Origin of the sequence: Luteolibacter sp. SL250 (assembly GCF_026625605.1) — a bacterium.
Classification (GTDB): Bacteria; Verrucomicrobiota; Verrucomicrobiia; order Verrucomicrobiales; family Akkermansiaceae; genus Luteolibacter.
Map to the genome: position 1 here is coordinate 4,150,563 of NZ_CP113054.1, position 24,312 is coordinate 4,174,874.

Below are 24,312 nucleotides of genomic sequence, written 5' to 3' on the forward strand. Positions count from 1 at the left end.
GCGCTCCCAGCGGTCGGCTAGTTTCCGCCACCGCCACCGCCACCGCCACCGCCACCGCCACCGCCACCACCGGAGCCACCACCGGAGCCACCACCGGAGCCACCACCGGAGCCACCACCGGAGCCACCACCGGAGCCACCACCGGAGCCACCACCGGAGCCGCCACCGGAGTTGTTGCCGTTCTGTCCATTGGCGTTGCTGCCATTCTGGCCACCCGTGGTGTTACCTCCTTGGTTCCCCGTATTGTTGCCATTCTGGCCGTTGGAACCACTCATGTTCGGATTCCCGGAATTCGCGCCCCCGGCGGTTCCCTGGGTGTTGGAGTTGGAGCTGGAACCTTGCTGGACACCGGAGGCCCTGCGGTTCGCCGCTCCCTGGGCACCGGCATTCGGTCCCGCGCTGTTGCGGCTGCCGGTCCCTTGCGTGCCCTTGGTGTCGGAGTTGGTCTTGCCGCCGCGGTAGTCGGCATTTCCCCTCGCATTACCACGGCTGGGAGTGCCAGCCGTTCCGGGAACGGTGGAGTTCAGCCCGCTGCCGCGAGTGGGGTTGGTGGTGGGATCCCCATCATTGGCCGGGCCGGCCGGCACATTTCGCGTCCCGGCATTTCCGGTGCCTTGGTTGCTTCCGCCGGACGCGTTGCCATTCATCGCGCCATTCGCGTTGCCATTTCCACGATCCGGCGCGCCGGGCGTGGTGGGGGCGGGCGGAGTCACGGGCTGGCCGGGTGCCGGTGTCGTCGGCTGTCCTGGAAGGGCGGGGCCGTTCGGCTGGCCGGGTGTTCCCGGAGCCGGTGCGGGGGCAGGAGCAGGTGGCGGAGGCTGGGGAGTCGTGGGTGCCGGAGGTGCGGGCGTCGGCCTCGGGGTCTGCGGAGCCGGACGCGTTGGAGCCGGGGTGGCCGGGGTCGGCTTCGGCGTTTGCGGAGCCGGGCGGGTGGGGGCCGGAGTCGCCGGGGCCGGTGGAGGGTTGGTCGGCGGCGTGGGTGCCGGACGCTGCGGCGTGGTCTGTGCCATGAGACCGGAGATCACCAGCGAGCTGGCAAAGATGGCGGAAAGGAAGGTTCTGCTGTTTGGAGCTTTCATGACGATGTATCCGTCGCATCACGCATACCGTTCCGGAAATCCCTTCAAGCATAAGGTTTTCCACACATACCGCCCGCACCACAAATTGCGCCGTGCATTGCGTAAAGGGGTGGAACGCAAAATTGGCCGCCCGCCTGACGGTGGCCCACCCACGACCGGGTGAAGATGAAGACGCCGGTCTGGAGACCGGCGCCCCCAGCGCCCCGCATCGTAGCCTTTCCCCACGAATCCGCCCGTCCGGTCCATGAACTGACACCTCACCTACGCGACCGCGTAATGCCGATGCGTCCGGTTTTGTGACATGGTCTTCTCGTCAGCGCGACGGACGCCCCCCGACCGGAAACGCCGACAACATCCCCCCGAAAACAAGCGATCCCCCCGGACGCGACAACCGGCAGAGAAGTCCCCCCGCTACTCTGCCGGTTTGCTTTTTACCCCATGGCAGGGCGAATCGGCCCAAACCTGACCGGCCCTTTCCTTGCTTCGCTTCTTGCGGATACCGCCCGACGTTGCTGGAATCCCCCTTTCATGCCCGCCGCAAACTTCGATCACCGGCTCCCCGACAACGTTCCCGGGAAGTACTACGTGGACGATCAGTGCCTGGACTGCGACCTGTGCCGGGAAACCGCCCCCACCGTCTTCCGGCGGAAGGACTCGAATGGGCACTCCTTCGTGATGAAGCAACCACAGACGGCGGAGGAGTTCGCCCAAGCCAACGAGGCGATGGAAGGCTGCCCCTGCGAAGCCATCTTCGCGGACGGCGACGAGTTTGAGTGGCCGGACACGGACCTCCAGCCCCTTCCCGCATGGCGGACGGGCCTCGCCAAAAAGCCGGTGTGCCGTCATTGCGGGGGAAACAGAAGACCGTGGTGGCGGTTCTGGTAACCCGCCCCCCACCGCAGCTCCCTTCCCCTCTCCAAATGATCCCGCTCCGCGTCCGTTCCATGGTTCCGCCGCTGATCTCCGCCATCCTGGCATCGGCCATCACGTGGTTCATTTGCAGGGGCCGGGAGAAAGGGGAACCATCCCCCGGCTACCTGCATCGGGACACTCCGGAACAATGGTTGCTGGAGCCCGGAACCACCATTGATGATGTGTTCATGGGCGACACGGCGCCATGGATCCTCGAAGCCCCGGATACCATCACCCTCCATGAACGGTTCCGTGGAAAGCAGGACCCCAACCTCCACCTGCTCCATGGCTCCCACGCCTTCCGGAAAGAAGGGGTGGAACCGCCGGCCGACCTGCGGCAACCGCTCCTCCACATCGTCGGCTCCGTCAGCACCTACCGGAACCCCTCGGCATGTTTGTTCGAGCCGCTGGTCCTCATCCGGTTCTCCAGGGAGGGCAGGCACCTGGACACGCTGTGGTGCTTTTCATGCAAGGACATGCGGGCTTGGACGGTGGTTGACGGAAAAGCCGGGGAGCGCGGAGGAGCCGGCATCTCCCATGAAGGGAAGACCGCCATCATTTCCTGCCTTTCCCGCGCCCTGCCTTCCAACGCGGAACTGAAAAACCTCTCCGGCATCCACCGCCCATAGCCGCATCCCCGCCCGCACAACCGGGAAACAAACGGAGGGAGTGGCCTCCGCGCCCGGCGCGACGCGGGTATCATCCCGCTGGAGGATCTGCGGATCAAGGCAAAGTGAGATGGGGGATCCACCCTGGCCGAAGCTCCCACGAGCTCCGCTACCCTTGTGATCGCCTCCACCGCATGTGCATCCTGGATAACCGAATGTGGGGTGTCCCCATTGCCCCGCAGGCCGGGGCATGGGTAGGCTGGCGGGGTATGAAACCCATCCTCCTCCCCCTGTCGCTCGCACTCCTTCCGGCTGCCGCCCATGGAGTTGTCCTCTCCGGTTCCGTGGACACCGCACCCGGACACACGACCTCCGGGACCGCCGTGGATCTGACGGCCTCCGGCACGACGAACTGGGCGATCTGGGACTTCCAATCCGGCGCCGACGCGGCGACCACGCGGGCTCCGTCCAACACCCTCGGCACACCCGTGGCTCCAGGGACGGCCGGCTACATCAGCGGGCTCACCGGGATCTCACCCGAAGGCGGCACCGGAAATCTCCAGGGAAGCGGCACGCTCGGCGCGACTTTCTTCACCTATTCCAACGGAGCGGATCCGGGGTCCCTGTCCCCTCCGTTGAAAATCGGCACGGCGTTCAGCTCGACGCTCGATCTTGAGGGAACAGGGATGGGGTTCACCGTCACCGGTGATCCATCGCAACTCTACCGGGTGAGCATCTGGGCGGTGGGCTTCAACGGCCAGGGCACGCTCACCGCTTCCCTCAATGGCGCGACATCCCTGCCGCTCGTCACCCAGACTTTCATCAATGCGAAGGCACCCGTCCTCTTCACCATCGAGTTCCAGCCGGACAGCGCCACGGATCTGCTCCACCTCAGCTATATCCTGACGACGGACACGCCGAACGGCTCCGGCACCACCGGCAAAAACTCCCACGTGGCCATCCAGGCGGTGACGGTGGAGGCCATCCCGGAGCCATCGGCAGCCTTGGCCCTGCTCGGGGCATTCGGTCTGGCTGGCATCCGCCGCCGCCGGGCATGATGGGGAAGAAGCGGCTGGCGGCGCACGTTCACCCCATGTCCCTGACGTGCTTCTTCAGGCGCAAGGTGGCCACCCGGCCGATGGCCAGGATGCCCTGCATCCCTTCCAGGGAAATCTCCGTCTCATCCCGCGACACCATCTTCATCTTCCGCAGCAGCCCTGTCTGGATGATGAGCGAGCGGTCCACCCGCAGGAACTCCGCGGACGGCAGGCGGCGCTCCCACTCGGAAATGCTGCGCAGGATGATCATCGGCGGCTGCCCCGCCACGCTCACCCGTGAGTAGGCCCCCAGCGCCTGGATGGCCACGATGCCGGAGATCTCCACCATCGACTTGATCCGGCGGTCGCTCAGCGTGACCCTGGACTCCATGGTCCAGGCTTCCTCCCCGGGATCATCCCCCGTGTCCTCCCTTCTCGGAGAGGAAAGGAGCCTCTGCACGGTCAGCGCCAGGCGTTCCGTGTGGATGGGCTTGAGCAGGTAGTCGATGGCGCTCACCTCGAAGGCGCGCAGCGCGAAATTCTCATACGCCGTCACGAACACCACCTCCGGAGTGTGGGGGGGATCCGGCAGCAGGGGCAGCAGGTCGAACCCGTTGCCCGGCGGCATCTCCACGTCCAGGAACACGACATCCGGACGATGCTCCGCGATGACCGGCACGGCCGTCTCCACGCTGTCCGCCTCCCCCACCACGGTGATGCCGGGGTGGACTTTCAGGAGATCACGCAGGCGCTTCCGGGCGAGGCGCTCGTCATCCACGATCACGGCCCTGCGGGGCGGTGTCATGAGACGGCCCTCCCTTCATCCATGGACTCCAGCGGGATCACGGCCTCCACTTTCACCCATCCGTCATCCGTCGCCGTGTGGGTCAGGCGCGCCTCCCTGCCGAACAGCAGCTCCAGCCTGCGCCGCAGATTGGAAAGGCCGATGCCGTGGGAATGTTCCGAGTCCTCATCCACCCACCGCCCGGTGTTCGCCACCGCCACCTTCAGCACCCCATAGGCGGGCAGGATATCCGCGGAGATGAGCAGGCGCAGCGGCGTGGGGCTGGTCTTGCGGCCATATTTCATGGCGTTCTCCAGCAGCGGTTGCACGGTCGCCACCGGGACGCGGTGCGCGCCCGCCTCCGGCGAGACCCGGATTTCATAAACCAGCTTTTCTTCGAAGCGGGCCTTCTCCACCCGCAGGTAGTGCTCCAGCGCCTCGATCTCCTCCCCCAGCAACTGGCAGTCCCCCGCCGGCCGCAGGGAGAAGCGCAGGTAGCCCGCCAGTTCCTGGGTGATGCGCTCCACGGCGTCCGGGTCATCCTTTTCCGCGAGGATGGAGTTGAGCGCGTTGAACAGGAAATGCGGGTTCACCTGGGAGCGGAGCTGCTTCAGCTCGCTGGTGCGCGCGGAGGCCTCGCTCTGCGCCGCGCGCAGCTTCACCTCCGCCGTCTCCATCCACAGCTTGATGCCGAAGTAGAGCAGGCTCCAGATCATCAGCACGCAGGTCCGCAGGAGGATGCCGGTGAGCAGCAGGAACGAGTGGATCTCCTGCGGTACGGAACTGCCGGTGAGAAATCTTGAGAGCGTCTGTGTGCCCAGCGAGTCCACGGTTCCCATCGCCACGCACAGCATCATCACCACGGCTCCCAACCCCCACCAGGACCAGTCGCGCCAGCCCATCCTGCGGTACAGCCACCTCAGGCCCAACGTCACGAGGATACCGGAGCTGACCCTCAGCACCAGCACCACCGCCATAGTCCTGATGTCGAAGATCTGGACGAGGGGATAAAGCGCCATCAACCCGACGCCGAGCCACCCGCTGGTCTGGAGGAACCAGAACAGCCGCCTCCGCGCCGTCTCCTCCGGATACCCTCCGCGTTCCAATGATTTCATCACACTCCGCACCATGACCTGGAAACCGGCGGCCACCAGAAAACTCACATCGTTCCGGATGCGGCCGCTCCACGGAAGTTACACTCCCCGCCTGCCGCGGAAAGCCCCAAGCCAACGTCTTCCGCCCGATTCATGGAATATCCTGCCGGATTCATCAATCGCAGCGTGCATCAGGTGATATTTTACAAGATTTGATTGTTCCGTGAACCGTATATCCAACATCTCCGCCCCCCCGGTGGATAACCATGCCCAACACACATGGCGCGGGAATGCTGGATCCTGTTCACGGCAACGTCTTTCCCAACACCGCGACAGCGCACCACGTCCGGGGCCTCTCCCCGCCCCCGGACGAGGACACCGAGCGACCGGGAAAAAGCAACGGTGCGGGTCGGTTGCATGTCACCGGGTGTATCTCCGCCGGATACCCCGGACCGATGGACAAGGATGGCTCACATGAAGTCCGTCGGCGCCTATGGCCCCGGATTCTTCCGGGAGGCTGCTGCAACCACCCCCACCGTTCATCCCGTGAAAAGAACGGGCTGACGCTCCGCGGCATCGCCATACCGCCAGGATGCGCGTAAGCAAGGGTCGGCACCCGGAGTAATACCCGGACGCCCCGCCGCCCATGCCCCGCCGCGCGTTTCCATATCTTTTCTGCTTCCTCTTCCTGCCGTCGCTCTCGTCCGGGCAGGACGCGGGCTGGCTGCGGCTTTTCAGCCGGGAGCTGGGCCGTACGGAAAAGCGGATCCAGGAAGACCAGGAGGAACTCACCCGGCTGGGGGTGGCGGTCATGAGCCAGACCACGGAGGAGCTGGGCTACCAGCACCGGCAACTGCCGGAACCACCACCGGTGCCGCCGTGGGTGCAGGTGGATCTCGGCTCGCCGCAGGACATCGACTGGATCGTGCTGGTCCCCGCCCTGGTGGACTGGCAGCAGGGCGAGTCGAAGCCGTATGCCTTTCCCCGCAGGTTCCGCATCGACGTCTCGGATGACCCCGCCTTCGGCCGGTTCACGCCGGTGGCCCTGTTCACGGACGCGGACTATCCCTCCCACGGCCTGACCCCGGCGGTCTTCCGCGCGGGCGGCCTGCGCGGGCGGTACATCCGCCTGACGGTGACGAAGCTGGCGGAGGAAACCGCCACCCATTCCTTCGCCCTGAGTGAGATCATGGTCATCCGGGGCGTCCGCAACATCGCCCTGCGGAGGACGGTCACCGCGTCGAACACGGTCAACATCCCGCCGCGCCTGCACGTGCAGAACCTCAATGATGGGCGGTCCCCGCTCGGCCCGCCGATCCTGCGGGACTTCCTGCCCTATGACGGCCTTTTCACCGGTGTGCCGGGGACCATCACCGTGGATCTGGCGGAGGAACGGAAGATCGATGAAGTCCGCCTGCACCCGGTCCACGCGCGGCTGGGAGCGGATGTACCGGGCTTCTCCTTCCCCACCCACTTCGTGGTCGAACTGGACGATGCGCCGGACTTCCCCTCACCCACCGTCCTGATGGACACCTCCGCCGAGGGTTACCCGAACCCCGGCAACAACCCGGTGGTCATCCCGCTGCCGGAGGCCGTGCGCGGACGCCACCTGCGCATCCGCATGCTGGAGTCCACCACCGGGCGGTGCGGGCTTTCCGAGATCGAGGTTTTCTCCGGTGAGGAAAATGTCGCGCGGGGTGCCGCCGTCAGTTCCAGCCCGGACACCTTCACCCGCCCGGAGGCGCGACCAGCCTCCCTGATCACGGACGGCTACACCAGCTACGGCCGCCTGCTTCCCCTGCCGGACTGGCTGGAACGCTGGGAAAGGCGGAACCAGTTGCAGGTGGAGATCCGCTCCCTGTCCGAAGCGCATGCCCGGCTGCTGGAATCCGCCCAGCGCAGGGCGTGGGTGGCGGGGGGCGTGCTGGCCCTCATCCTGCCCGGAGTCGGCCTCGCCTGGGCCGTCACGGAGCGGCGCAGGCGGGTGAGGTCGCTGCACCTGCTCCGCAACCGCATCGCCCAGGACCTGCACGATGAGATCGGCAGCAACATCGCGGGCATCGCCATCATCAGTGAAACAGCGCCCGGCCAGGACGGGGAGCGGCAGAAGGAGGATTGGCAGGAGATCAACCGCATCGCCCGCGAAACGAGCGACTCCATGCGGGAGGTGCTGTGGCTGGTGGGCGCGCGCGCGGAGTCCGGCCCGGACTTCACCTCCCTGCTGCGGCGTGCCGCGGGACGCCTGCTTTCCGGCATGGAGGTGGAGTGGACGGCGCTGCCCGACCACCTGCCGGATGCGTGGCAGGGGGAATCCCGGCGGCAGGTGTTCCTCATCTTCAAGGAGGCGCTCGCCAACATCTCCCGCCACTCCGGCGCGACCCGCGTCACCCTTTCCCTGGAGTGCGGCGCGGACTCCCTGCGGTTGGAAATCCATGACAACGGCCGCGGCTTCACCATCCAGCGGACGTCCGGCGGCATGGGCATCAACGGCATGAAGGAACGCGCGCGGAACCTGCACGGCCGGCTGACCCTCACCTCCGCCCCCGGGGACGGCACCCGCCTCATCCTCGTGGCACCCTTGCAATCTCCCGGAACCCCATCATCCTCGCACTGATGCCCTCCATCTGGATCATCGAAGACAACAAGGCTTTCCGCAGCGGACTGGAGCGCATGCTGGGGCAGCAGGAGGATTTCGTGCCCGTGCGGAGCTTTCCCAGGTGTGAGGATGCCATCGCCCTGCTGCCCGGGGAGGCACCGGACGTCGTGCTGCTGGACATCGGCCTGCCCGGCATGGACGGCATCGAGGGGCTGTCCCACTTCAAGCGCCTCGCCCCGGAGGCGACGGCCCTCATCCTCACCGTGTTCGAGGATGATGACAAAATCTTCCGCGCCATCTGCGCCGGCGCGTCCGGTTACCTGCTGAAGTCGGAGGCCACGGCCCGCATCATCTCCGCCATCCGCGAGGCGTTCGCCGGTGGCTCCCCGATGAACGCCCGCATCGCCCGCCGCGTGCTGGAGATGTTCACCCGCTTCGCCCCGCCCGCCGCCGACCATGACCTCAACGATCGGGAAAAAGCCGTGCTGGAACTCATGGTCGATGGCTACGCGCGGAAACAGATCGCCGACCAGCTTTCCCTCAACCCGCACACCGCGGACTATGTGATGCGCTGCATCTACAAGAAACTCCACGTGAACTGCCTGGCCTCCGCCATTTCCGTGGCGATGAAGGACGGCATCGTGAAGCGGTGAGTGGAGGGTAGCGGAAGTCGTGAGACTTCCGGTTGTGGGGAAGTCCATCCGGAACCGGAGCTGATTGGTCAGAGGGAACCACACCCCGCCGAAGCTCTCATGAGCTCCGCTACATCCGGGATCCACCCGCCACGGACTTACGAACTTCCGTAAATGACATCCTCCTCCGCTCTCCGTATATGAGAGGTGTGATGCAAGCGCAAAACCCAACGTGCGTCATGGCATCCGTCATCCTGCTCTGTGCGGGCATGGCGGGTGCCGCCCCCGCGCTGTCCTACAACCGGGACATCCGGCCGATCCTTTCCGAGAACTGCTTTTACTGCCACGGGCAGGACGGAAACAAGCGCAAGGCGGACCTCCAGCTCAACACGCTGGAAGGCCAGCGCGCGGACGGCATCATCGTCCCCGGCAAGCCGGAGAAGAGCCTGCTGCTCGACCACATCCTTTCCACCGATCCGGACGAGGTGATGCCGCCGCCGGACTCCAACCGGACCCTGAGCCAGGACCAGAAGGAGATGATCGAACGGTGGATCCGGCAGGGCGCGAACTATGAGTCGCACTGGTCCTTCACCGCGCCGGAGCGCCCCGCTCCGCCGGAGCCGGGAAAGACGGCCCTTCCCATCCGGAATCCCATCGACCGCTTCGTCGCGGGAAAGCTGGCGGCCCACGGGCTGGCCGCGTCGCCTGAGGCGGACAGGCCCACCTTGCTCCGCCGGGTGACCCTGGACCTCACCGGCCTGCCGCCATCGGTGGAGGAGATCGACGCCTTCGTCGCGGACACGTCCCCGGACGCCTATGAAAAGGTGGTGGACCGGCTTCTCGCCTCCCCCCACTACGGCGAAAGGATGGCGCTGCCGTGGCTGGACGCCGCGCGCTACGCGGACAGCAACGGCTTCCAGCAGGACGGCGACACGCACCAGTGGATCTGGCGGGACTGGGTGGTGCGCGCGCTGAACGCGGACATGCCGTTCGACCAATTCTCCATCGAGCAACTGGCGGGCGACCTGCTGCCGGACGCGACACAGGACCAGAAGATCGCCACCGCCTTCAACCGGAACCACCTCATCAACGGCGAGGGCGGCGCCATCGCGGAGGAACAGCGCAACGTCATCCTGTTCGACCGGGTGGACGTCACCAGCACGACGTGGCTGGGGCTGACCGTGGCGTGCGCGCAGTGCCACGACCACAAATACGACCCCATCACCCAACGGGACTACTACAGCCTGATGGCCGCCTTCAACAACGTGCCGGAGACAGGGGGCGCGGGCAGCGGTCCATCACGCATCCGCTCCGCCGCGCCGCTGCTGGAGCTGAAAACGCCGGAGTATGAAGCGCAGCTCGCGGAGCTGAAGGAAAAGACCCGCACGCTGATGGTGGCGACCCCGGATTGGGAAAAGCGCCGCGACGCCCTGCAGCAGGAGTGGGAGGATCGCCTGATGGCGGAGAACGCCCCGGCGGAGAACACCTGGACCACCCTCATCAAGGCGGTGAAGGACGCCCCGCCGGACAAGCCGAACAACTACGCGAAGGGCCGCCTGGGCCGCGAGTTCGAGAACGCGCGCCTGCCGAAGATGCCGGGCAACGATGATCTGAAGGCCATCATTTCCGCGAAGGGCGCGGAGGAAAAATTCTCCCGGGAGGAACTGCTGAAGGTGATGGTGATGGCGGACACCAAGCCACGCGAGACCCACATCCTGGACCGCGGCGACTACCTCACCCCGAAGGAGAAGGTCAGCATCGGCACGCCCGCCTTTCTCCCCCCCATGCCGGATGACCTGCCGCGCAACCGGCTGGGCATCGCGCGGTGGCTGTTCCTGCCGGAGCACCCGCTGACCGCCCGCGTGCAGGTGAACCGGATGTGGCAGCTCTTTTTCGGCACCGGGGTGGTGAAGACCTCGGAGGACCTGGGCGTGCAGAGCGAGGTGCCGGAGCACCAGGAACTGCTGGACTGGCTGGCCGTGGAGTTCCGCGAGAGCGGCTGGAAGGTGAAGCACATGCACCGCCTCATCGTCACCAGCGGCGCCTACCGCCAGTCCAGCCGGGTGACGCCCGTGCATCTGGAAAAGGATCCGGACAACCGGCTGATGGCGCGCGCCTCCCGCTTCCGCCTGCCGTCCATGTTGCTGCGCGACCTCGCGCTCTCCGCCGGCGGGTTGCTGGACGGACGGCTCGCGGGAAAGCCGGTCTATCCCTACCAGCCGGAGGGCATCTGGGACACGCTGGCCATCACGAAGGAGCGCGACTTCAGCTACCCGCAGTCATCCGGCGCGGACCTCCACCGCCGCAGCCTCTACACGTTCTGGCGGCGCACCGTGGCTCCGGCCAACATGTTCGACTCAGCGTCCCGCCAGATCTGCTCCGTGAAGTCCAACCTCACGAACACGCCGCTCCACGCGCTGACCACGCTGAATGATCCCACCTGGGTGGAGGCCGCGCGCGGTCTGGCCATACGAGCCATCCGCCATTCACCGGATGCGGACACCCGTCTCACCCACGCCATGCGGCTGGTCACCGCCCGGACGCCCACCGCCGCCCAGACCGGGCTGCTGCGCAGGATGGTGGAAAACCAGCGCGCCCACTTCACCGCCGACCCCGCCTCCGCGAAGGCATTCCTCGCCAACGGTGCGACCCCGCCACCCGCCGACATCGACGCGGTGGAACTCGCCACCTGGTCCGCCGCCGCACTGGGCATCCTCAACCTCGATCCCGCGCTCACCCGGGAATAACCCACCACGACCCCATGGACCCATTCCTCGAAAACCAGCGCGTGGTCACCCGCAGGCAGTTCTTCGGCAAGTCCGCGAACGGCCTGGGGCTGGCCGCGCTTTCCTCGCTGTTCGGCGGGAATGCCATCGCCTCCTCCACCGGGGCCGGTGTCTCAGGATTCCCGAACCAGAAGGCGAAGGCAAAGCGCGTCATCTACCTGTGGCAGGGTGGCGGGCCGTCGCATGTCGATCTCTTCGACCCGAAGCCGCTCCTCCAGAAGATGGCCATGCAGGACCTGCCGGAGAGCGTGCGCGGGAACACGCGCCTCTCCACCATGACGTCCGGCAACAAGGCGTGGCCCATCATCCCCGCGTTGCAGCCGTTCCAGCGGCGCGGCACGTGCGGCACGGAGATCAGCGACCTGCTGCCCCACACCGCGTCCATCGCGGATGACATCTGCGTCATCCGCTCCATGCACACGGAGGCGGTGAACCACGCGCCCGGCGTCACATTTTTCCTCACCGGCTCCCAGATCCCCGGCCGCCCCAGTCTGGGCGCATGGACGACCTACGGCCTCGGCTCGGAATCGTCCGACCTGCCCGCCTTCGTGGTGATGACCTCGTCCGACCGGCAGAAGAGCTGCGGCCAGCTTTTCTTCGACTACTACTGGGGCAGTGGCTTCCTCCCCAGCCGCCACCAGGGCGTCCGGTTCCGCAGCAGCGGCGATCCCGTCCCCTACCTGACCAATCCCAATGGGATGAGCCAGGCGGCCCGCCGCGCGATGCTGGATGACCTCCGCGACATCAACCAGGCCCACCTCGCGGAATACGGCGACCCGGAGATCGACACGCGCATTTCCCAATACGAGATGGCCTACAAGATGCAGACCAGCGTCCCTGGCCTGCAGGACCTCTCCACGGAGCCGAAGCACGTGCTCGACATGTACGGACCGGACGTCCTGGAGAAGGGCAGCTTCGCCAACAACTGCCTGATGGCCCGCCGCCTGATCGAGCGCGGCGTGCGCTTCGTCCAGCTCATGCACGCGGGCTGGGACCAACACAACAACCTGCACACCCAGCTCGCCATCCAGTGCAAGGACACCGACCAGGCATCCGCCGCGCTGGTGAAGGACCTGAAGCAGCGCGGCCTGCTGGAGGACACGCTCGTCATCTGGGGCGGTGAGTTCGGACGCACCCCCTTCGGCCAGGGCGACCCGAAGAATCCGAAGGGCCGCGACCACTTCGGCAAGGGCTTCTCCCTCTGGATGGCCGGCGGCGGCGTGAAAGGCGGACACGTCCACGGCGAGACGGACGACTTCGCCTGGAACATCACGAAAGATCCCGTCCACGTCCACGATCACCAGGCGACCATCCTCCACCTGATGGGCATCGACCACACGAAGCTCACCTACCGCTACCAGGGCCGCCAGTTCCGCCTGACGGATGTGCATGGAGAGGTGGTGAAGGGGATATTGGCGTAGGGGGAGTAAGGAGGGAGGACACTCCTGTCCTCCGGCTGCAATGGCGAACAAAGAAGGAGAAGTTTTCAGTGTTCAGTTTTCAGGAAAGAAAGAAGGCTGACCGCGAATCTGGCGAATCGAACGAATCCAGAAGAGATCCTTCTCGTCCTCCTCTGCGATCCTTCGCTACCTTCGCGTCTTTGCGGTAGATCTTTTCTCATTCGCCAATGCCGTCGGAGGACAGGAGTGTCCTCCCTCCTTACTGTCCTCGTCTTTGCACTCCATCCATCCCGCGTGTATGGATGCGGGAAATGAAATTGCTGCTCGTCGGATCGACCGGACTTGTCGGACATTATGTAATGGATCTCGCGCTGGCGGATCCGCGGGTCGATGAAATCATCGCACCGGTGCGCAAGCCCCTACCCGCCCACCCGAAGCTGCACGCGCCACTGGTGGACTACGACCACCTGCCGGATGACGCGGACTGGTGGCGGGCGGACGCGGTCATCTGCACGCTGGGCACCACCCTGCGCGTGGCGGGATCGAAAGATGCCTTCCGCCGAGTGGACCATGACTACCCCCTGGCCGTGGCACGGCTCGCACGGAAACACGGCACGTCAGCCTACGCCCTCAACTCCGCGATGGGCGCGGATGCCACGTCGGGCATCTTCTACAACCGGGTGAAGGGCGAGTTGGAAGCCCATCTCCGGCAAGAGGGATTCGAATCCCTCACGCTTGTCCGTCCGGGGCTGATCGGAGGAAAGCGGGAAGAATTCCGCGCCGGGGAAAGGTTCGCGGCTTTCATCCTGAATGCGCTCGACCCGGTGCTGCCGCGCAAATGGCGGATCAACCCTGCCGAGCGGATCGCCCGTTCCCTGCTGGACGCCGCGGTCAGCCCCCTGCCAGGTGTGACGATCATCTCCGCGGACAAGCTGGCCGGTTGATCACAGGTGCTGGAACAGCAGCCTCAACCCCAGCCCGATGAACAGCACGCCCGCCAACCGGTTGAGCGCGGCATTCCATCCTCCTTGCAGCTTTCCTCCAATGGCGGCGGCGAAGGCAACGATCACCAGCAGCCACAGGCCGCCGATGATGAAAAAGCAGATGCCCAGGAAGAGGAACACCGGCACTGTGTGCGGCGAACCCGGAACGATGAACTGCGGGATGAACGCCAGGCAGAACAGCGCGACCTTCGGGTTCAGCACGTTGGTGATGAATCCCTGCCGCCACAGCGCAGCGGTGCTGGAGGTGCGCGCACTTTCCACCACCTCCGCTTTCCCGCTCCCCATCAGCATGCGGATACCCAGGTAGATGAGGTAGGCACCGCCCGCCCACTTCACCACGGTGAAGGCGGACGGGGACGCGGCCAGCAGCGCGGACAGTCCGCCCGCCCCGGCCAGCAGGTGGACCAGCGCGCCGGAAAGGATGCCCGCCACGGAGATGACGCCCGCCTTCCGCCCCTGGGCCAGCGCGCGACCCATCACATACAGCGTGTCCTGCCCCGGCGTCAGCGCGAGCATGGTCGCTGAGACGAGGAACACAGGAAACTCACGGACGCCCGGGATCTCCCACATCGCTCAGGGTTTTTTCAACGGCGTGCCGGGATGGTTGGTGATCCCGAAGGTGAACGGCACCGCCGGTTGCTTGCCCAGCAGGTGCAGGTCGAACCACTCGCGCATGCGGACGTTGTCCTCCTTCATCTCCTGCCAGCCGCCATGGCCCACGCCGTTGCGGACCCACAGCTCGCACTTCGCTCCGGCTTCGGTGGAGCGGTCGAAAAAGCGCTTCCCCTGGAACAGCGGCACCAGGTCATCCGCATCCCCATGGGCGATGAAGACCGGCGGCTGGTCTTTCCGCACCCACAGCGCGGGGGAAAGCTCCCGACCCAGCACTTCCCGGCCCTCCGGCGTCTCCGCACGCGGGCCGAACGCCCCGGCATACGCCGCCAGCCTGCCGGAGCCGGCCGCATTGTCATCCATCTGCCGGTAGTTCAGGAAATCCGTCGGCGGGTGGAAGCATGCCACCGCATTCACCGCGCTGCTCTGCCGCTCCACCGGGTCATGCGCCTGCGGATCGCCCGGCCCGCCGCGCGTCCCCAGCATCAGGCTGAGGTGTCCGCCCGCGCTGCTGCCGGTCACGCCCAGCTTCTGCGGATCCACCCCATATTTTTCCGCGTTCGCACGGACGAATCTCACCGCGCGGTTCAGGTCCGCGACGATCTTATCCACATGGAAACGCGGCTGCGTCCCATGCACCACGACGAAGGTGGTGTAACCCGCAGCGGGCCAGCCGCCGTCGTTGATCTGGAGGTGGTTCGATTTCCACCCTCCGCTGATGATCTTGATGATGCCCGCGCCGTTCGGTTTCTCCGGCTTGTAGATGTCCATCGTCAGCGCCACGCCGTCGTGCTTCGTGTAGATCACATCACGGATTCGTTCCTGGCCGCTGGCAGCGGAAAGGAAGGACCAAATCAGACCGGCGGCGCACAGGAGGCTTTTCATCGCTGACAGCAACTCAAAGCCGCGGACGGATGGCAATGATGAAGCGGCGATGTTCCGGACTGGGACCGCGGGATTTATCCCGCTTGGCTTCGCATGGTGGCTGGATTCTCCGGGGCGGGATGAATCCTGCGGTCCCAGTGCGCTTCGCGCCGGACCAGCCCTGCCATTCATCACTTCCGCCCCGTCCGCTCCGTCCATTCCTTGCGCCAGTTGATGACGGTCCCCTTGATCTTCGGGTCCTTGATCCTGTCGATCGCCCACTGGGAGCCTTCCGGATCTTTCTTCGCCCACAGAGCGTTCTGGGAATACTCCGCCAAGGCCCGCTCACGCCGCCAGTCCCCTTCCGGAATGGAGAAGATCCAGTCGCGGGCCTCCATGTAGTTCTTGTCGATGTAGCCGCTGACGGCCCGGCGGAAAACATCCAGCGTCTCCGGACGGTCCGGCAGCCTCAGACCCCACTCCGCCAGGGCGATGGGTTCGGCGGTTCTCGCATGCTTCGCCAGCGCCCCTTCCATGCCGGAGATCCGCGGATCCTTGAACATCTCCCAGTTTCCGTTCTCGATCACCAGGTCCAGCAGGTCAGTCGGCGGGAGCATGGTCGGGGAGGTGAGCAACGTGCTGGTCAGGTCCTTTCTCGCGTCCGGCGGCAGCTTCATCCACTCCGCCCGGATGGTGGCCATGTCACTCTTCCGCAGCGAGCCGATCAATGCCTGCAGCGCGATGAGCTTCTCCCGCTCCGTCGTCGCCGCCGCCCACCGCGCGCCGAGTTCGGCGGGAGTCTCCGTCGGCGGAACGAGGTCGAAATAATCGGCGGCCAGTCCCTTGGTCACCGAGTCCGCGGGCATGCCCTCCAACATCCGGCGGGCTGCGGAGATCACCTCCGGATTTCCGGGATGTTTCCTCATCACCTGACTCAAGCCGGTTCTCCGGAGTCCGGTGGGAAGTTCATGGAAATAGGAAAGCACCAGCAGAGGATTCTCTTTCGACACCGAGTCCAGCCACTGCCAGCGGAACCACGCTGATCCCGGACCCAGAGTTCCGGACTGGATGATCCGCCAGGCCTCGATGGGGTTCTTCGTGAAGGCTCCGCCAAATGCCGTCAGCAGTTTGTCGAGTTCCCCTTCCCAGGAATTTTCCAACGCTGCTTCCATCGCCCCCTCCAGATCCACCAGCGACCACTGCTCCAGCAGTCGCTTCTGCAGCTCGACCCGCTCGGCTGGCGTGAGGTTCCTGTGGGCGATGGCATCCCATGCCTTGCGATAGTCGGCGGCCTTGGTCGCGCCCGCCGCCCGGCCCGGCGTGGTGGTGGCCGCACCTTCCCTCCTCTCACGGATAGATTCGGCAGCCAGCCCGCCCCGTTCATCCTTCGCGACGGTGGCGATATCCGTGGTGGGTTTCGCGACGCCCCCAAGAAAGGCGGAGGCGCAGATGCCCGCGGCGGCGGACAGCAGGCAGGTGCCGGTTCTTTTCAGCATGGCATTCATGGAGGAGTTGGGAGCATTCCACGGATCTTCGGGTCACGGATGTTGGAGGAAAGGTCCGCAGCGATTCCCGCCGACTCCGAACCCAGCAAGCTGACCAGCGCGTATGAAGCCATGTCCTTGTCCAGTCCCTCGGGCAATTGCTTCACCCATGCCAGATAGTCCGCGCCCAGACGGAGATGGATTTCCGCGCCCGCCATCATCCACACATCCATCCGCTTCCGCCACAGGTCAGGAGAAGCATCCACCGGGACGGCGCGGAGATAGTCGTGGAGGCTCTGCGGATCCGCCTCATCGAAAGAGAACGCCGCCGCCATCGCCTTGTCCCATTTTTCCTGGCCGGGCAGATGATCGAGCAAGCGGAGAGCACGCGCACCGTCGTCCTTCACCAGCCCCCGGAATACATTTTCGCGGAGCGCGTCAGGCGACTCCGCCGCCATATGGGGAAGCTGCCTGGAAACCTCCGCCAGCACCTCGTCCGCGGACATCACCCCGTTGCGGAAGGCATAGCGGTAGTCCTTCTCTTTCCGCAGCGCGTCGAACACGTCACGCCCCATGATCTCCGCGCCGACCTCCTCCCGGTTCATTCCCGGACGGTAGGCGGTCAGAACCTCCAGCCGCGTCTCCATATCGACGGTGGGATTCTTCCTCATCAGCTCCGCATACATGGGCCCCTTGCGGATGGCTTCCTGTTCCGCCTCATCCAGCTTTCCGGATGCAAGCAGGTTGCCGATCCACAGCGCGCCATCCGCGCCGTTGGCGGAGGCCAGATTTCCCATCAAGACCATGCTCCCCTCTTCCCGGCAGAACGCGATGAGTTCATCCGCCCGGCCCAGCGGCCAGGCGTCCGCAGCCATCCTCCTGAACGCCGACCATGCCTGTGGGTCGAGGTGTTCCTTCATCCGCCGGATCCCGGCCAGATCCCCGGAGGCTGCCATCTGCCGGGACAGCGATGAAGCCAGTATCGTGCCGAAACCCGTGCCGTCGTTCTTGAGCCATCCGCCCACTTCATCCGGTCCCTTCTCCATGGCGACGGCCAGCGCCGCATCCTGCAGCTCGAGCCTCATGGGACCGCCACCCTGCTTGAAGGACGCCTTGATGGCTGCCGCAGGATCCACCCTCAGCCAGTGGATCAACCGCACCGTCGCCTCGCTCCGCAGCGTCGCGTCCCCCGGCTTTGTCGCCAGGCCTTCCATCGCGGCCAGCGCCGCCGCCGCGGGATCATCCGCCACCGCAGTCTCCTCCGCCTGGGCCAGCAGATTCCGGTAGCGTTCCCGGCTGTCCTCCGCCCAGCGCCCCCATCCTTTGAACTGGTTCCCCAACGGTGCCTCCGCGATCAAACGGTCCAGCAGCCGTTCCGCCGGGTCATGTGCTGCCCCCCTCGTCCGCCGTGGGCGTTCGTGTTCCCTGGCATCCCGTGTCTGCCGCGCGATCTCCAGACCGCCGGCGATCTTTCCGCCTCCCGCTTTCCACGCCAACCACCCCACACCGAACTCCGCGAGATGGCCCGCCACGAAAAGCATGGTGGAAATCCGCTTCTTCATTGGATCTGAGGTGCTACGAAAACCTCCGTCCCTCCGCAATGGAAATCCGGGAGAGGGAGTCCCCGGCCGGGCCAGCCCTGCTTTTCCGGGATAACGCGGGGAACCCCCCATTTAGGGGAGTGGACAGAACCGTCTTCACTCCTATATGGGAAATCCCCCCGGGCTCCCGGGACCGGCCTGCCTTTCACCATACCCCCAGTTCCCCATCCCCCACATGATACGCCCACTGCTCCCCTTCTCCCTTTTCTCAGCCGCCAGTCTGATGGTGGCCGCCGCCCAGGACCCCCTCGTGGTGCCGCCGGAGATCGTGGGGGGATGGAAGCTGGACGGCGCGGAGCTGGTGGTGACATTCCTTTTCGACGGCTCCTTTTATCTCGTCGATGGCCAGGGAGCGCGACCGGGGATGGAACGCGGATTTTTCATCGTGGACGAGGGGGCGCTCCATGCGGAGGTGCTGCTGGATACCAACGGGGAAGCGGGCCTCTCCCATCCGGCGGGCGCCGCCAGTGTCTCAATCACCGGGGACACGCTGACCTACACGGTAGTAGGTGAGGGATCCTTCACCTTTTCCCGGGTGACACACGCCACCCGGCCGGAGGTGGGTTCATGGTTCATCCCGGCGGAGAAATGCATGCTCACCCTGCTGGCGGATGGTACCTACTACCACTGTCAGGAAATGAACGACGCGCCAGACGGCCACGATGGCATCGAGCGCGGGACCTACGCCTGGAACACGGCGACGGAGAGCTTCACCGGCAGCCCGGTGGTGGATACGAACGGGTATACCGGCCTGAGCGACCAGCAGCCGTACGTGCGGATGCGCATCTCCGGAAACGGGATGGCGATGCTGGAAGGCCCGGACCAACATTTCGTCCAGGATCAATTTCTCTTCCAGCGCATCCAGGCAAATCCGGGCCTGTCGATCGACAACGACTATGAGGTGAACCGGTTCATCTTCCACACGCAGGACAGCCCCGGGGCTCCGCTGGCTGACGGATACGGGGCGGCCGCCTACTTGCATGGCATCAGTGGCAGCGGCGGCACCCTCACCATCGGCAGCCAGCCGCCACGGCCGTTCGATGGCGATGACTTCGAGCAGCAGTTCCCCACCCGGACGGCTCTGGAAGGTTCAGCGGGTTTCCCGGATGGAACGAACCATGTGGTGCAGCGCCCGGGAGGCTCCGCGACGCTGGTCTTCCCCCCGGGTTCCGGTTCCGCGTATGCGAATGCCCCGGCGGTCACCGGAAACGGAGGCACCTGGAGCGGCGGCATCTATCAACTTTCCCGCGGAGACCTGCTGGAGTGGACCCGGTTTGACAACTACAACCCCGCCACCGATGTGACGGTCATCACCGTGGCGGAGGAGGGTGAGGAAGACGAATATCTCTACGAGCATGCGATGCAGGGAGACGTGACCTCGTTCGACTTCACCGGCAGGCTGGAGCCGGGGACAACCTATCAGGTGACCGTGGAGCATGTGAGGTTGGCCTCCACCACCAGTTCCGGCACGGGGCCTTTCGCCGGAAAGCTCGGGTATGTCATTCTGGGCAGCCACACCGCTTTCGCGATGAGGACGTACAGCCACACGCCCACCGCCCCGCCGGTGATATCGGAGCCGGTGACCATGAAGACGGTGAACGCCGGAAGCGTGATCTTCACGGTGGCCGCTGCGGACGGAAACGCGACCTACCAGTGGCAGCAGGATGGCTGGAGCCTGGACGGCCAAACGGGCAACAGCCTGGCGCTCCACGACATCACCGCGGATGACTACGGAACCTACCGCGTGAGGGTGACGAACGGCGCGGGCAGCGTGACGAGCAATGCGGTCACCCTTTCCTCGCTGCCGGCGGCACCGGAGATCACGGTTTCACAGCCATCCGATATCATCCTTTCCGCGGGATGGAGCCGTGCCTTCGGCACGGTGGCTCTCGGTGGCGGGGCGGATCTGGTGTTCACGGTGCGGAACACCGGCACCCTGCACCTGATGGATCTGGAGGCGGACATCCACGGCACACATGCGGACGATTTCTCAGTGGCGCAGGCCCCGGCGACGAATGTGACCCCGGGAGGATCGACGACCTTCACCGTGAGATTCTCCCCATCCTCCTCCGGGGCGAAGGAGGCGGTCCTTTTCCTCCGGAGCAATGACGGGGATGAAAACCCTTTCCGGGTGATGTTGTCGGGCGTGGCGGAAGATCCGGTGACGCAGCCCCTCCCACCCGCCGCTCCAGTGGTGAATCCCTCCACGGGCGTCGCCGAGCAGACCGTCACGGTGAACAATACCGGCACGTCAGGAATGGGCGGCCTGCAGCTCCGCATCGATGGAGTGCCGGATGGCGTGACCGTGGTGGGCGGCACCTACGTCGGCTCCAGCAGCCCTTCCGGCGGCAGGACGCCGAAGGCGGCGGGCGGTTATTGGCTGGTGGACCACAGCGCGGTGATCGGCGCGGGTGGCAGCGCGGACATCGTCGTGAGGTATGAATTCACCGGCGCACCGGTCGCTTTCACGCCCACGGTGGCGGTGGCTCCGGTGCAGCCGCCGGGACCCGCGGACCCGGCGTTCCAGCAAGCGTTGAAAAGCATCTCCGCGAGTCCGGGAGAGGGCCGCAGCACCATCGGATTGCGAGCCGTGCCAGGCCGCGTCTATGAAGTGTGGCACAGCAACAACCTAACAGTCTGGCAGCGGGCTGGTACCAGCATCTTTTCCCGTGCCACGGCCCTTGCCTGGACGGACGATGGCTCCGCCACAGGCACTCCGCCCTCCACCTCACAACCGCGCTTCTACCGGGTGGTGGATGTGACGGAGTGAGGAAACCCTGACAACCGCCACCCCGGGGAGGATCAGCCTGCGGCGGATGCAGGCGGGACATCCGCGGGTGACGATCCCGGCCGGACCCATGCGTCCAGCCGCCTGTTTTCCCATCCTCATGACAGGAAATCGGGGTGGCGTTTTTCCCGGATCCAATTAGTGTTCACAAGAACATGAAACTGGAAGCCAAACTCGCCATCCTCGCGGACGCCGCCAAATACGACGCCTCCTGCGCGAGTTCCGGCGCGGTGAAGAAGAACTCGCTGGATGGAAAGGGGGTCGGTTCCACCGGCGGCGCGGGCATCTGCCACAGCTACGCGCCGGACGGGCGGTGCATTTCCCTGTTGAAGATCCTGCTGACCAACCGCTGCGTCTACGACTGCCACTACTGCATCAACCGTAGGTCGAGCAACGTCCGGCGGGCGGCGTTCACGGTGGAGGAGGCGGTGAAACTCACGCTCGACTTCTACAAGCGCAACTACATCGAGGGCCTGTTCCTCAGCTCCGGCATCATCCGCGACGCGGACCACACCATGGAGCAGGTGGTGGCCGTGGCCCGCACGCTGCGGGAGGTGCATGACTTCCGCGGCTACATCCACCTGAAGACCATCCCGGAGGCATCGCCCGGACTCATCGAGGAAGCGGCGCGCTACTCGGACCGCATCAGCATCAACCTGGAGCTGCCACGGCAGGAGGCGCTGGACCAACTGGCACCGGAAAAGAACCTCGCCCGCACGAAGCAGGCGATGGGACGCATCCGCCACAAGCTGGAGGAGGCGGTGGAGCGGAAAAAGGACGGGGACAAGAAGCTGCGCCACGCCACCGGACAGAGCACCCAGGTCATCGTCGGCGCGGATGCCTCCACGGACTCCGACTTCCTCTCCCGCTCGGACGAGCTTTACCGTTCCTACCGGCTGAAGCGCGTCTATTACTCCGCCTTCAGCCCCATCCCGGACTCCTCCGGCATCCTGCCGCTGAAGTCCCCGCCGCTGGTGCGGGAACACCGGCTCTATCAGGCGGACTGGCTCATGCGCCACTATGGCTTCGGCACCGGGGAGATCGTCGATGCCGCGAGGCCGAACCTCGACCTGGACATCGACCCGAAGCTTTCCTGGGCGCTGCGCAACCGCCATGAGTTCCCGCTGGACGTCCACACCGCCAGCCGGGAATCGCTGCTGCGGGTGCCCGGCCTGGGCGTGAGGAACGTGGACCGCATCCTGTCGATCCGCCGCTTCGCCAGGATCCGGCTGGCGGACCTCGCACGGCTGCGGGTTTCGCTGGAAAAAGTGCGCCCGTTCGTGGTGCTGGCGGATCACCGGCCATCGCTGCTGGAGCTGGACTCGGACTCCCTGCGCTCCCGCTTCGCGCCGAAGCCCGTGCAACTCGATCTGTTTTCCAGATGATGACCTCCGTCACCGTGGCCGGCTTCAGCGGATGGCGGGAAACATCCAGATCCCTGCTGGAAAAAGGCGTGCCTCCCGAGCATGTGATGTGGAACGCGGATTCCCTCTTCGGCGGTGGACCGGACGGCCTGCCGCCCGCCGCGCCCGCACCCGCGGCGAAGGTGCCACCCGCTTTCCTGAAGCTGGCGTCCGAGGTTGCCTGCCACGCGGATGACGAACGGTGGGCGCTGCTCTACCGCCTGTTGTGGAGGATCACCCGCGGCGGGGAACGGCACCTCATGGAGATCCCCAGTGACCCGGACGTCGTCCGCGCGGCGACCATGGCAAAGAACGTGCGGCGGGAGATCCACAAGATGCACGCCTTCGTCCGCTTCAAGCTGATCTCCACGGATGATGCTACGGGGCGCGAACGCTACGCCGCGTGGTTCGAGCCGGAGCACCACGTGGTTCAGGCGGCCGCGCCGTTTTTCAGGGCACGCTTCGCCAACATGGACTGGAGCATCTTCACGCCGAAGGCCTCCGTCCACTGGATAGGAGGGACGATCACCCACTCCTCCGGCATCCCGGTGAATCCCATCGAGGATGCGGACGCGCTGGAGTCCGCGTGGAGCACCTACTACCGGAGCATCTTCAACCCCGCGCGGCTGAAGACAAAGATGATGCAGACGGAGATGCCAAAGCGCTACTGGAAGAACCTGCCGGAAGCCGCGCAGATCCCCGGCCTCATCGCCGCCAGCCGCCCCCGGGTCGATCACATGCTGGAGAAGGAACCCAGCCGGGAAAAGCAGGCGCCCGCACTGCCCTATCTGGCGAAGCTGCGGGACCTGGACGCGGTGCCCCCCGTGGAGAACGTGCCGGTGGTGACGGACTCCCTTTCCGAGCTGCGCCGCCTGGCCTCCCACTGCCGAGCCTGCCCGCTGTGGGCGGATGCGACCTGCACCGTCTTCGGCAACGGACCGGAGGACGCGCGCATCATGATCGTCGGCGAACAACCGGGGGACAAGGAGGACATCGCCGGGATGGCCTTTGTCGGGCCAGCGGGAAAGCTGCTCGACCGCGCCATGGCGGAGGCCGGCCTCGACCGGCAGGCCGCGTATGTCACGAATGCGGTGAAGCATTTCAAATGGACCCCTCACGGAAAGATCCGCCTCCACCAGAAACCGGACGCCACTGAGATCGACGCCTGCCGGCCATGGCTGCTGGGGGAGCTGCACCACATCAAGCCGGAGGTGCTCCTGCTGCTCGGCTCCACCGCCGCACGCGCCGTCACCGGGAAAGGCCTGCCGGTCATGAAGTTCCGCGGCTTGTTTCCCTCAAACATCGCTCCGCGCGTGGTGCTGACCGTCCATCCGTCGTATCTTCTGCGCCTCCCCGACGCCCGCAAGCGGGAGAGTGAATACCGGCGGTTCGTGGAGGATCTGCGGCTGGCACGGGTGTGAGGGGCTGCCACGCGCGTATCTGAACGGAGCGCGGACTTCAGTCCGCCCCAGAGAATCTGTCTTTGCGAGGCCAAGCGGACTGAAGTCCGCGCTCCATGCTTGGAATTGCGAACTGCACCCCGACCGTGCGGAGATAGCGGACCTCACCCTCCCAGCCCGGACGGAACCCTTGCAGCACCCAGCTTCTGGCTATGGCATGACGCTTGC

General features: G+C 65.7%; 18 protein-coding genes. 11 read left to right on the forward strand and 7 right to left on the reverse strand.

Annotated elements, in window-relative coordinates:
- Nucleotides 1-17 precede the first annotated feature (17 nt).
- Nucleotides 18-1,079 (reverse strand): hypothetical protein, encoded by a 1,062-nt coding sequence (locus tag OVA24_RS17970; protein WP_267671498.1) that lies wholly within the window; start codon nt 1,077-1,079, stop codon nt 18-20.
- Nucleotides 1,080-1,607: 528 nt separating this feature from the next.
- Between OVA24_RS17970 and OVA24_RS17975 the strand changes: the two genes are divergently transcribed.
- From OVA24_RS17975 to OVA24_RS17985, 3 genes are all read left to right on the forward strand, one after another.
- A complete protein-coding gene (locus OVA24_RS17975; RefSeq protein ID WP_267671499.1) occupies nt 1,608-1,964 on the forward strand; it encodes a ferredoxin in 357 nt (118 codons plus the stop codon).
- A gap of 35 nt (nt 1,965-1,999) precedes the next feature.
- Nucleotides 2,000-2,620, forward strand: coding sequence for a hypothetical protein (locus tag OVA24_RS17980; protein ID WP_267671500.1), 621 nt, complete (start codon nt 2,000-2,002; stop codon nt 2,618-2,620).
- 248 nt (nt 2,621-2,868) lie between these two features.
- On the forward strand, nt 2,869-3,657 hold the full coding sequence (locus tag OVA24_RS17985) for a PEP-CTERM sorting domain-containing protein (protein ID WP_267671501.1): 789 nt from the start codon (nt 2,869-2,871) through the stop codon (nt 3,655-3,657).
- A 28-nt stretch (nt 3,658-3,685) separates the two neighbouring features.
- Here OVA24_RS17985 and OVA24_RS17990 read toward each other — a convergent pair whose 3' ends face one another.
- Both OVA24_RS17990 and OVA24_RS17995 read right to left on the reverse strand, forming a co-directional pair.
- Nucleotides 3,686-4,441 carry a LytR/AlgR family response regulator transcription factor gene (locus OVA24_RS17990; protein WP_267671502.1) on the reverse strand — a complete coding sequence of 252 codons (756 nt, stop codon included), beginning with the start codon at nt 4,439-4,441 and terminating at the stop codon, nt 3,686-3,688.
- Nucleotides 4,438-5,583, reverse strand: a complete 1,146-nt coding sequence (locus tag OVA24_RS17995; protein WP_267671503.1) for a sensor histidine kinase — start codon at nt 5,581-5,583, stop codon at nt 4,438-4,440. The genes OVA24_RS17990 and OVA24_RS17995 overlap by 4 nt, the downstream gene beginning before the upstream one ends.
- A 577-nt stretch (nt 5,584-6,160) precedes the next feature.
- On the opposite strand from OVA24_RS17995, the gene OVA24_RS18000 reads away from it, so the two are divergent.
- The 5 genes from OVA24_RS18000 (at nt 6,161) to OVA24_RS18020 (ending at nt 13,872) form a co-directional block, all read left to right on the forward strand.
- Nucleotides 6,161-8,128: an ATP-binding protein gene (locus OVA24_RS18000; protein ID WP_267671504.1), complete on the forward strand. Its 1,968-nt coding sequence runs from the start codon at nt 6,161-6,163 to the stop codon at nt 8,126-8,128.
- Complete coding sequence (locus OVA24_RS18005) at nt 8,128-8,763, forward strand: response regulator transcription factor (protein WP_267671505.1); 636 nt, start codon at nt 8,128-8,130, stop codon at nt 8,761-8,763. The genes OVA24_RS18000 and OVA24_RS18005 overlap by 1 nt, the downstream gene beginning before the upstream one ends.
- Nucleotides 8,764-8,981: 218 nt before the next feature.
- Nucleotides 8,982-11,489 (forward strand): PSD1 and planctomycete cytochrome C domain-containing protein, encoded by a 2,508-nt coding sequence (locus OVA24_RS18010; protein ID WP_267671506.1) that lies wholly within the window; start codon nt 8,982-8,984, stop codon nt 11,487-11,489.
- Between the two features lie 14 nt (nt 11,490-11,503).
- Nucleotides 11,504-12,949, forward strand: a complete 1,446-nt coding sequence (locus OVA24_RS18015; RefSeq protein ID WP_267671507.1) for a DUF1501 domain-containing protein — start codon at nt 11,504-11,506, stop codon at nt 12,947-12,949.
- A 290-nt stretch (nt 12,950-13,239) separates the two neighbouring features.
- Entirely contained in the window at nt 13,240-13,872 is a 633-nt protein-coding gene (locus tag OVA24_RS18020) for a Rossmann-fold NAD(P)-binding domain-containing protein (RefSeq protein ID WP_267671508.1), read from the forward strand.
- On the opposite strand, the gene OVA24_RS18025 is transcribed toward OVA24_RS18020, so the two are convergent.
- The 4 genes from OVA24_RS18025 to OVA24_RS18040 form a co-directional block, all read right to left on the reverse strand.
- Nucleotides 13,873-14,502, reverse strand: a complete 630-nt coding sequence (locus OVA24_RS18025; protein ID WP_267671509.1) for a LysE family translocator — start codon at nt 14,500-14,502, stop codon at nt 13,873-13,875.
- Nucleotides 14,503-14,505: 3 nt separating this feature from the next.
- Nucleotides 14,506-15,429 (reverse strand): alpha/beta hydrolase, encoded by a 924-nt coding sequence (locus OVA24_RS18030; protein WP_267671510.1) that lies wholly within the window; start codon nt 15,427-15,429, stop codon nt 14,506-14,508.
- A gap of 170 nt (nt 15,430-15,599) precedes the next feature.
- Nucleotides 15,600-16,904, reverse strand: coding sequence for a hypothetical protein (locus OVA24_RS18035; RefSeq protein ID WP_267671511.1), 1,305 nt, complete (start codon nt 16,902-16,904; stop codon nt 15,600-15,602).
- Nucleotides 16,905-16,909: 5 nt separating this feature from the next.
- Nucleotides 16,910-18,454 carry a hypothetical protein gene (locus tag OVA24_RS18040; RefSeq protein WP_267671512.1) on the reverse strand — a complete coding sequence of 515 codons (1,545 nt, stop codon included), beginning with the start codon at nt 18,452-18,454 and terminating at the stop codon, nt 16,910-16,912.
- Between the two features lie 214 nt (nt 18,455-18,668).
- Between OVA24_RS18040 and OVA24_RS18045 the strand changes: the two genes are divergently transcribed.
- From OVA24_RS18045 to OVA24_RS18055, 3 genes are all read left to right on the forward strand, one after another.
- Nucleotides 18,669-21,263 carry a choice-of-anchor D domain-containing protein gene (locus OVA24_RS18045; protein ID WP_267671513.1) on the forward strand — a complete coding sequence of 865 codons (2,595 nt, stop codon included), beginning with the start codon at nt 18,669-18,671 and terminating at the stop codon, nt 21,261-21,263.
- 173 nt (nt 21,264-21,436) lie between these two features.
- The gene (locus OVA24_RS18050; RefSeq protein WP_267671514.1) at nt 21,437-22,666 is read left to right on the forward strand and encodes a putative DNA modification/repair radical SAM protein; all 1,230 of its coding nucleotides are present in this window, start codon (nt 21,437-21,439) and stop codon (nt 22,664-22,666) included.
- Complete coding sequence (locus OVA24_RS18055) at nt 22,663-24,105, forward strand: UdgX family uracil-DNA binding protein (protein ID WP_267671515.1); 1,443 nt, start codon at nt 22,663-22,665, stop codon at nt 24,103-24,105. Before OVA24_RS18050 ends, OVA24_RS18055 begins: the two co-directional genes overlap by 4 nt.
- Nucleotides 24,106-24,312: the final 207 nt, after the last annotated feature.

Bases quoted from the DNA above. Each gene is read 5' to 3' on its own strand.
- OVA24_RS17985 (WP_267671501.1), top strand. From the start codon at position 2,869: ATGAAACCCATCCTCCTCCCCCTGTCGCTCGCACTCCTTCCGGCTGCC.
- OVA24_RS18005 (WP_267671505.1), top strand. From the start codon at position 8,128: ATGCCCTCCATCTGGATCATCGAAGACAACAAGGCTTTCCGCAGCGGA.
- OVA24_RS18040 (WP_267671512.1), bottom strand. From the start codon at position 18,454: ATGAAGAAGCGGATTTCCACCATGCTTTTCGTGGCGGGCCATCTCGCG.
- OVA24_RS17975 (WP_267671499.1), top strand. From the start codon at position 1,608: ATGCCCGCCGCAAACTTCGATCACCGGCTCCCCGACAACGTTCCCGGG.
- OVA24_RS18000 (WP_267671504.1), top strand. From the start codon at position 6,161: ATGCCCCGCCGCGCGTTTCCATATCTTTTCTGCTTCCTCTTCCTGCCG.
- OVA24_RS17990 (WP_267671502.1), bottom strand. From the start codon at position 4,441: ATGACACCGCCCCGCAGGGCCGTGATCGTGGATGACGAGCGCCTCGCC.
- OVA24_RS17980 (WP_267671500.1), top strand. From the start codon at position 2,000: ATGATCCCGCTCCGCGTCCGTTCCATGGTTCCGCCGCTGATCTCCGCC.
- OVA24_RS18055 (WP_267671515.1), top strand. From the start codon at position 22,663: ATGATGACCTCCGTCACCGTGGCCGGCTTCAGCGGATGGCGGGAAACA.
- OVA24_RS17970 (WP_267671498.1), bottom strand. From the start codon at position 1,079: ATGAAAGCTCCAAACAGCAGAACCTTCCTTTCCGCCATCTTTGCCAGC.
- OVA24_RS18035 (WP_267671511.1), bottom strand. From the start codon at position 16,904: ATGCTGAAAAGAACCGGCACCTGCCTGCTGTCCGCCGCCGCGGGCATC.
- OVA24_RS18050 (WP_267671514.1), top strand. From the start codon at position 21,437: ATGAAACTGGAAGCCAAACTCGCCATCCTCGCGGACGCCGCCAAATAC.
- OVA24_RS18010 (WP_267671506.1), top strand. From the start codon at position 8,982: ATGGCATCCGTCATCCTGCTCTGTGCGGGCATGGCGGGTGCCGCCCCC.
- OVA24_RS18045 (WP_267671513.1), top strand. From the start codon at position 18,669: ATGATACGCCCACTGCTCCCCTTCTCCCTTTTCTCAGCCGCCAGTCTG.
- OVA24_RS18015 (WP_267671507.1), top strand. From the start codon at position 11,504: ATGGACCCATTCCTCGAAAACCAGCGCGTGGTCACCCGCAGGCAGTTC.
- OVA24_RS18020 (WP_267671508.1), top strand. From the start codon at position 13,240: ATGAAATTGCTGCTCGTCGGATCGACCGGACTTGTCGGACATTATGTA.
- OVA24_RS18025 (WP_267671509.1), bottom strand. From the start codon at position 14,502: ATGTGGGAGATCCCGGGCGTCCGTGAGTTTCCTGTGTTCCTCGTCTCA.
- OVA24_RS18030 (WP_267671510.1), bottom strand. From the start codon at position 15,429: ATGAAAAGCCTCCTGTGCGCCGCCGGTCTGATTTGGTCCTTCCTTTCC.